Raw genomic sequence first — 7,500 nt, 5'->3', positions numbered from 1 at the left:
GGCGCGGCGCCGGGCGCCGGCGCGATCGGCGGCAGGGTCGGATAGGGCAGGCTTTCGGGACTGCCGTCGCCGGGGAAGGCCGACGGCGCCGCCGGATCGCCGGGCGCGACGACCGGCGGGTCGATGCGGTCGGGCGCATCCAGATCGTCGCGGATGAAGACCCAGGAACGGCTGTCCGAACAGGCGCAGGCCTTCATGAAGCCTTCGCGGTCCCGCCAGATGACCAGCGGATAGCGCGTCTGCAGACCCGCCTCCTTGAGATCGGCGGTCAGGCGGGCGACGAAGTCCCGCCCGGCCTCGACCACGGCCCCACGCGCCAGATTGCCGTCGGCCGCGGGAATGCCCGCGGCGGTCCAGTTGCGCACCGGCGTGGCGGTCCAGCGCTGGTACAGGGTCCAGTCGCGGGTCAGCCAGAGTTCGGCGACGGTGGCGCGCTCGGCCGCGGTGGACTGGGCCAGGCCCTCGCGATCCGGACGGGCGAACAGAATGGTGCGGGCCTCGATGCCTGCGGCGCGCAGCTTGGGAATCTCCTCGCGCTCGTAGCGGGCCATGGCTGCCGAGTCGCGATAGCCGATGATGTACAGCGGCTCGCCGCCGCCGCCCGCCGAGACCCAGGACGCCTCGTCCAGCAGGCGCTGGATTTCGGCCTGGTTGCGGGTCACCGTAACCGGCTGGAACCGCGCATAATAGGTCCAGTACGCCCAGTAGGCGACGCCGGCGAGGATCAGGCCGATGACGGCCGCGAGGGCCGACCAGATGAAAAAGCGACGCATTGGGGGGAGGCGCTCCAGCTTCACGGTTCGCGGAGGTTAACGCCTAGCACCGAATTGGGTTGTCGCGCACGCCTGAGAGGCGAGCGATCAATCGGAAGATCGCATGGCGGCGACGGACCATCGAACGATGGTCTTGTCGGATTGTTCCGCCCCGAGCCGGTCATAGAACCTGCGGGCGGCGACATTGTCTGTTTTCACCTCCCAACGGGCGGGAAGGTCCAGGCTCATCGCGATTTCGGCGAACCGTCGCATCAGCGCCTCCCCGACGCCCCGGCCGCGGGCAGAGCCGTCCACGAAGATGTCGTCCAGGTTGAGGTAGTCGCCGCCACGCCAGATCCCGTAAGGCCGCGTCCACGACAGGTAGCCGACATCCCGACCGTCCATCACGGCCAGCAGGCACCCGACCCGGGGGGAGTCTCCGCCAAGCGCGCTTTCGAGACTTGCGGGCGTCGCCGCCAGCCAGGGCGTCTCGCCCTGATGCTCCGCCAGCCCGAGCATCAGGGCGTGAATCCGTGCAGCGTCGGCAGGGCCGGCGGATCGGATGGTCGGCGCCATCACCCCATCGTCGGGATGACGAAACTGGAGTCCGCGTGCTCCAGATCGCTGTCGGGCCAGCGGGCGGTGACGGTCTTGACCTTGGTCCAGAACTTCACCCCCTCCATACCGTGCTGGTTGGTGTCCCCGAAAGCCGAGCGCTTCCAGCCGCCGAAGGTGTGATAGGCGACCGGGACCGGGATGGGGACGTTGATGCCGACCATGCCGACATTGACCCGAGCGGCGAAGTCGCGGGCGGCGCGGCCGTTCTGGGTGAAGATGGCGACGCCGTTGCCGTACTGGTGCTTCGACGGCAGGTGCAGCGCCTCCTCGAAGCTGGCGGCGCGGACGATCTGCAGCACCGGGCCGAAGATCTCCTCCCTATAGGACTCCATGTCCGGCGTGACGTGGTCGAACAGCGACGGGCCGATGAAATAGCCCTTCTCGTGCCCCTGCAGGCTAAAACCGCGGCCGTCGACGACCAGTTCGGCGCCTTCCTGGACGCCCTTTTCAATCCAGCCCTCGACCCGGGCCTTGTGCTGGGCGGTGACGACCGGGCCGTAGTGGGCGCCGGCGTCGGTCGAGACGCCGACCCGCATGGTCGGAATCTCGGCCACCATCCGTTCGCGCAGCTCATCGGCGGTCTTCTTGCCGACCGGCACCACCACCGGCAGGGCCATGCAGCGTTCGCCGGCCGAGCCATAGGCCGCGCCCGACAGGTCCTTGATCACCTGGTCCATGTCGGCGTCGGGCAGGACGATGCCGTGGTTCTTGGCCCCGCCCATGGCCTGGACGCGTTTCCCGTGGGCCGCGCCGGTCTGGTAGACATAGTTGGCGATGTCCGACGAGCCGACGAAGCTGACGGCGTGGATCTGCGGATGGGTCAGGATGGCGTCCACCGCCGCCTTGTCGCCGTGGACGACGTTGAGCACGCCGGCCGGAGCCCCGGCCTCCATCATCAGCTCGGCCAGACGGACCGGCACGGACGGATCCCGCTCCGAAGGCTTGAGGATGAAGGTGTTGCCGACGGCGATGGCGACGCCGAACATCCACATCGGGATCATGGCCGGGAAGTTGAACGGGGTGATGCCCGCCACCACGCCCAGCGGCTGGCGCATCGAATAGACGTCGATGCCGGGGCCCGCGCCCCAGGTGTATTCGCCCTTCAGGGCGTGCGGGATGCCGCAGGCGAACTCGATGACCTCGAGGCCGCGCTGGATGTCGCCCTTGGAGTCGGCGATGACCTTGCCGTGCTCGGCCGAGAGCAGTTCGGCCAGCTCGTTCACATTGGCCTCAACGAGGCGTTTGAACTCGAACATCACCCGCGCGCGGCGCTGGGGGTTGGTCGAGGACCAGCCGTCGAAGGCGTGCTGGGCGGCCTGGACGGCGCGGTCCATCTCGGCGACCGATGCCAGTTGTACGCGGGCCTGGACCTCGCCGGTGTTGGGGTTGAACACGTCCGAAAAGCGGCCCGAGGCGCCGGTGAAGCTGGCGCCGTCGATGAAGTGGTTGATGTCGCGCATGGTCGGGAACGGTCCTGGAAAACGAAACAGTCGGGTCGGATGGGCAGCGGTTTAGCCGCTGACCCGCGCGGGCGCCAGCCGGGTCTAGACCGCGGCTTCGAACAGGGCGTCGCGGGCGATGTCGGCCTGGAGCATGGGGAAGAAATGCGTGCCGCCCGGGACGATCCCGACCGTGACATGCGGCAGGCCGCGCGGATTCTCCGGCAGGTGGCAGGGCGAGGCCCCCTCGGCCTTGAGCACCGTCACCGGACAGTCGAGGCGTTTCAGGGCGCGCCAGGGGTCGTGGCTCTGGGCGGCGTAGTTGGAGGCCTCCCAGGCCGGGTCGCAGGCCAGGGTGAAGCCCTCCGGCGTCTCGATCAGGCCGTCGGCGATATAGTCGGCCAGCATCATCTCGGGCCAGCCGCGAAAGGCGCCGCGACCGAGATAGGCCGCCATGGCCTGCTCCCGGCTGTCGAACACCCGGCGGCGGCGCAGGGCGTTCTTCACCAGCGGGATCCGCGAGGCGATCCGGTCGAGTAGCGGCAGTTTGAAGGCGGCGACGGCCCAGCGGCTCCAGATCACCGGATCAAGCAGGACAAGCCCGCCCACGCGGTCCGGGCGTTCGGCGGCCGCCAGCAGCGCTGAAGTGCCGCCCATCGAATGGCCGGCGAGAATGACTGGCGGGCCGTCCAGCGCGTCCAGCAGGGCGACCAGATCGTCGCGGTGATCGTGCCAGTCCCGGCGTCCGCCGCCTTCGGCCGGCAGGGTGGTGCCGCCGTGACCGCGCAGGTCCGGGGCCCAGATTCTCAGGGAGCCGGACAGGGGCGCCAGCAGGGTGCGGTAGGTCAGGGCGTTGAAGCCGTTGGCGTGGACGAAGACGATATCCACGGGCCGGTTCGGATCGCCGAAATCCAGCACGCTCATCCTGCCGGCGCCCCAGCGGTTCGACACCGGCAGGCTCAGACGACGGGGCGGGGAGAGCCGGATCGCATCCATGGGGCGGAGATAGGGCCTCGGCCCGCCGATTGCCAGCGCCCTACTGGCAGGCCGGGCAGCGGCCATGGGCCTCGATGGTGGTGCGGGCGATGACATAGCCGGCGGCCTCGGCCGCGCGGCCCAGATCGCCGGCCACGGGGGCGGAAACCTCCGCCGTGGCGCCGCAGCAGTCGCAGATCAGGAAGGCGGCGGCGTGGTCGATCGAGCCGGAGGTGCAGGCGACATAGGCGCTGATCGAGGCGATGCGGTGGGCCAGGCCCTTGCGCTCGAGGAACTCCAGGGCCCGATAGACGGTGGGCGGCTTGGCCGGCTGGCCGTCCCCGCCGAACCGGGCGATCAGATCATAGGCCTTCACCGGCTCGCCGGCGGCCAGCAGCAGTTCGAACACGCGCAGACGGGCGGGCGTCATCCGCTCGCCCTCCGCGGTCAGGCGGAGATCGGCGGCCTGCATGGCCAGCGCGACATCGGCGGCCCCCGGTGGACCGTCGGCATGATGGTGGCCGCAGGTTTCGCTCATTGCCCTGAGCTAGGCCCTCGGGCGCGGTCCCGCAATATCGGGCGCTTGACGAGACGTGATGTTATCTCATAACACCATTGCTTCACCCGTGTCCGGATGCCCCCATGAGTCTCGTCATTGTCTCCCGCGCCGCCCTTCTGACCGCCGTGGGCTGGGCCGCCCTCTCGGGCGCCGCCGCGGCCCAGAACGCGCCGGGTTCCGCCGAGCTCGACGAGGTCATCGTCACCGGCACGCCGTTCGGGGTCACCGACCGCGCCAGCCTGCTGGCGGTCGAGGTTCTGGATGAGGAGGACCTGGCGGTGGCGCCCGCCTCGACCCTCGGCGACCTGGTCAACGGCCTGCCGGGCGTGCGCAGCACCAATTTCGCCCCGGGGGCCAGCCGCCCGGTGATCCGCGGCCTGTCCGGCCCGCGCGTGCAGGTGCTGACCAACGGCCTGGGCATGATCGACGCCAGCTCGGTCTCGCCCGACCACCAGGTCGCGGTCGATCCGGCCGAGGCGCGGCGCATCGAGATCGTGCGCGGTCCCTCGACCCTGGTGTTCGGCGGCTCGGCCATCGGCGGCGTGGTCAACATCATCGACGACCGGATTCCGACCGAACCGGCGGAGGGCGGGCTGGACGGCCACGTCAGCGCCCAGGCCTCGACCGTCGATGACGGCGCCAGCTTCGGGGCCCGGCTGAAGGCCAACGCCGGGCCGCTGGTGTTCACGGCGGACGCCTTCACCCGGTCCGCTTCCGACTATGACGTCCCCGTCTTCCCGGAATCCCAGCGCCTGCTGGACGAAGAGGGGGAAGAGGCCGGCGACGAGCGCACGGTCGGCAACACCTTCGTCGAACTGGACCAGTATGGCGCGGGCGTCAGCTGGATCGGATCGCGCGGCCACGTCGGCGCCTCGGTCAAGCGGGTCGAGACCACCTATGGCGTCCCCGGCCACGCCCATGAGCCCGATCCGCTGGACCCCGGCGCCGAAGCGGAAGGCGTCTCCATCGGCCTCGAGCAGACCCGGGTCGATGTGCGCGGCGAATGGGCCTTCGACACGGGCCCGTTCAGCGCGGCCCGGCTTTCCGGGGGCTGGGCCGACTATTCGCATACCGAGTTCGAAGGCGCCGAGATCGGCACCCGCTTCTTCTCGGAAGGCCAGGAGGGCCGGTTCGAACTGATCCAGCGCGAGCGGAACGGCTGGCAGGGCGTGGTCGGGCTGCAGCTTCTCGACCGCACCTTCGACGCGGTCGGCGACGAGGCCTATGTGCCGCGCACCGAAATCGCCGAACAGGGGCTGTATACGGTCCAGCGGTTCGACCGCGGCGGCCTCGGCTTCGAGGGCGGTCTGCGGCTGGACAACCGGTCGCTGGGGAGCGTGGCGGGCGACCGCGACTTCACCAATGTCTCGGCCTCGGCCGGGGTCTTCTTCCGCCCGTCGGCGCCGCTGTTCCTCGGTCTGAGCGTGGCGCGCAACGAGCGTGCCCCGAGCGAGGTCGAACTGTTCGCCGAGGGCGCCCACGTCGCCACCGGCGCCTTCGAGGTCGGCGACATCGATCTGGGCAGCGAGGTTGCGACCTCGATCGAGGCGACGGCGCATTTCGCCTCCGGGCCGTTCGAGTTCGACCTGCACGCCTATCACGCCGGCTATGACGGCTTCATCGACCTGAGGCCCACGGGTCTGGAGGACGTCGATTCGGGACTGCCTGTCTTCGCCTATGTCCAGACCGATGCGACCTTCCGCGGTTTCGAGGCCGAAGCCAGCTATCAGCTCTGGGAAGCGGGCGACCGGAGCCTGAACCTGTCCGGCGCGGCGGACTGGGTGCGCGCCTCGACAGACCTCGGGCCGGCGGCGCGGATTCCGCCATGGTCGGTGACAGGCGGCCTGGACTGGACGTCGCCCCTGTTCGACGTCGGGCTGGAGGTGCGTCACGTCGGCGAGCAGGATCGCACGGCCGCGTTCGAACGGCCGACCGACAGCTACACGCTCGTCAATCTGAAGGGGGCCGTGCGGCCGTTCGCCGACCGCAACGTCATCCTCTTCGCCGAAGCCGCGAACCTGACCGACGCGGAGGCGCGCGAGCACGCCAGCTTCCAGAAGGACATCGCCCCGCAGCCGGGACGGAGTCTGCGGGTGGGGGCGACCTACCGGTTCTGAACCCTGCGGGGCGAGCCGGTTTGCCGCCCTGACGTGTCTGCGCTAGACACGCGCCTTCCTTCACCAGCAGAGCCCGTTTCGCGTCCATGACCGACACCACAGCCACCGCCAACGCCGCCCTGTCCGGCAATGTCCTGTTCTACGGCAAGCCCGAGCCCCTGTCGGTCGAGGCCCACGGCGCCCTTGGCGTCGATCCCGTTGAAAAGCCTTACGGTTTCGTGACCAAGACCAATCTTGTGCCGCTGACCGTGACCGAGTTCGCCCCGGCCGCCCTGTCCTATCCGGTGATCTTCGTCGGCGACGCCCGGATGCCCGTCGCCGTCATGGCCCTGCGCGGCGGCGAGAACCTGTTCGTCAGCGACGCCGGCGAGTTCCGCGCCGAGGCCTATATCCCGGCCTATGTGCGCCGCTATCCGTTCGTCTTCGCCAACGACGAGGTCCAGAAGCGTCTGATCCTGTGCGTCGACCGCGACGCGCCATTCATCCGGGACGGCGGCGCGACCCCGCTGTTCATCGACGGCAAACCCTCGCCGTACGTCGAGCAGGCGATGGAGTTCTGCAACAATTTCGAACTGGAGCGTCAGCGCACCGACGCCTTCGTCAAACTGCTGACCGATCTGGACCTGTTCGACACCCGCGAGGCCGTGTTCACGCCGCGCAATCCGGACGGCACCTCGGCCGCGCCGCAGAAGATCGCGGAATATTTCGCCGTCTCGGAAGACAAGCTGAAGGCCCTGCCCGCTGAAAAGCTGGCCGAGCTTCGCGACAACGGCGCCCTGGGCCAGATCTACGCCCACCTGGTGTCGCTGCTGGGCTGGGATCGTCTGATCGCCATGGCCTTCCAGAAGGCCGCCGCCGCGGCGCAACCGGCGGCCGGCAACGCCTGAGTGAGCGACGGGCGGCGAGCGGCGAGTGATCGCGGACTCGCCGTCCATCCCGGCTGACGCGCCGACCACCCTCGCCGCTCGCCCCTGACCGCCTGCCCTACTGCAGCCACGGCGCCGGATCGATCGGGCGTTCGTCGCGGCGGAGCTCGAACG

7 protein-coding genes are annotated in these 7,500 nt (G+C 69.7%); 2 read left to right on the top strand and 5 right to left on the bottom strand.

Features of this window, described 5'->3' with window-relative positions:
* The 5 genes from QQJ79_RS14200 to QQJ79_RS14180 all read right to left on the bottom strand — a co-directional run.
* On the bottom strand, window positions 1–773 hold a 773-nt coding region (locus tag QQJ79_RS14200; protein WP_284223573.1), incomplete at its 3' end, for a hypothetical protein.
* An 87-nt stretch (window positions 774–860) separates the two neighbouring features.
* Window positions 861–1,328, bottom strand: a complete 468-nt coding sequence (locus tag QQJ79_RS14195) for a GNAT family N-acetyltransferase (protein ID WP_284223572.1) — start codon at window positions 1,326–1,328, stop codon at window positions 861–863.
* The gene (locus tag QQJ79_RS14190; protein ID WP_284223571.1) at window positions 1,328–2,830 is read right to left on the bottom strand and encodes a CoA-acylating methylmalonate-semialdehyde dehydrogenase; all 1,503 of its coding nucleotides are present in this window, start codon (window positions 2,828–2,830) and stop codon (window positions 1,328–1,330) included. Before QQJ79_RS14190 ends, QQJ79_RS14195 begins: the two co-directional genes overlap by 1 nt.
* An 84-nt stretch (window positions 2,831–2,914) precedes the next feature.
* Window positions 2,915–3,805, bottom strand: a complete 891-nt coding sequence (locus QQJ79_RS14185) for an alpha/beta fold hydrolase (RefSeq protein WP_284223570.1) — start codon at window positions 3,803–3,805, stop codon at window positions 2,915–2,917.
* A 40-nt stretch (window positions 3,806–3,845) separates the two neighbouring features.
* Window positions 3,846–4,322, bottom strand: coding sequence for a Fur family transcriptional regulator (locus tag QQJ79_RS14180; RefSeq protein ID WP_284223569.1), 477 nt, complete (start codon window positions 4,320–4,322; stop codon window positions 3,846–3,848).
* A 104-nt stretch (window positions 4,323–4,426) separates the two neighbouring features.
* Between QQJ79_RS14180 and QQJ79_RS14175 the strand changes: the two genes are divergently transcribed.
* A complete protein-coding gene (locus tag QQJ79_RS14175) occupies window positions 4,427–6,460 on the top strand; it encodes a TonB-dependent receptor domain-containing protein (RefSeq protein ID WP_284223568.1) in 2,034 nt (677 codons plus the stop codon).
* 86 nt (window positions 6,461–6,546) lie between these two features.
* Window positions 6,547–7,347 carry a SapC family protein gene (locus QQJ79_RS14170; protein WP_284223567.1) on the top strand — a complete coding sequence of 267 codons (801 nt, stop codon included), beginning with the start codon at window positions 6,547–6,549 and terminating at the stop codon, window positions 7,345–7,347.
* Window positions 7,348–7,500 lie beyond the last annotated feature (153 nt).

Source organism: Brevundimonas denitrificans (assembly GCF_030160755.1).
GTDB classification, from domain to species: Bacteria; Pseudomonadota; Alphaproteobacteria; order Caulobacterales; family Caulobacteraceae; genus Brevundimonas; species Brevundimonas denitrificans.
Note: the sequence above shows the minus strand (reverse complement) of the source record. Positions and strands in the feature narration are given on the sequence as shown.

Coding starts and splice junctions, on each gene's coding strand:
- QQJ79_RS14195 (WP_284223572.1), bottom strand. CDS start 1,328: ATGGCGCCGACCATCCGATCCGCCGGCCCTGCCGACGCTGCACGGATT.
- QQJ79_RS14190 (WP_284223571.1), bottom strand. CDS start 2,830: ATGCGCGACATCAACCACTTCATCGACGGCGCCAGCTTCACCGGCGCC.
- QQJ79_RS14185 (WP_284223570.1), bottom strand. CDS start 3,805: ATGGATGCGATCCGGCTCTCCCCGCCCCGTCGTCTGAGCCTGCCGGTG.
- QQJ79_RS14180 (WP_284223569.1), bottom strand. CDS start 4,322: ATGAGCGAAACCTGCGGCCACCATCATGCCGACGGTCCACCGGGGGCC.
- QQJ79_RS14175 (WP_284223568.1), top strand. CDS start 4,427: ATGAGTCTCGTCATTGTCTCCCGCGCCGCCCTTCTGACCGCCGTGGGC.
- QQJ79_RS14170 (WP_284223567.1), top strand. CDS start 6,547: ATGACCGACACCACAGCCACCGCCAACGCCGCCCTGTCCGGCAATGTC.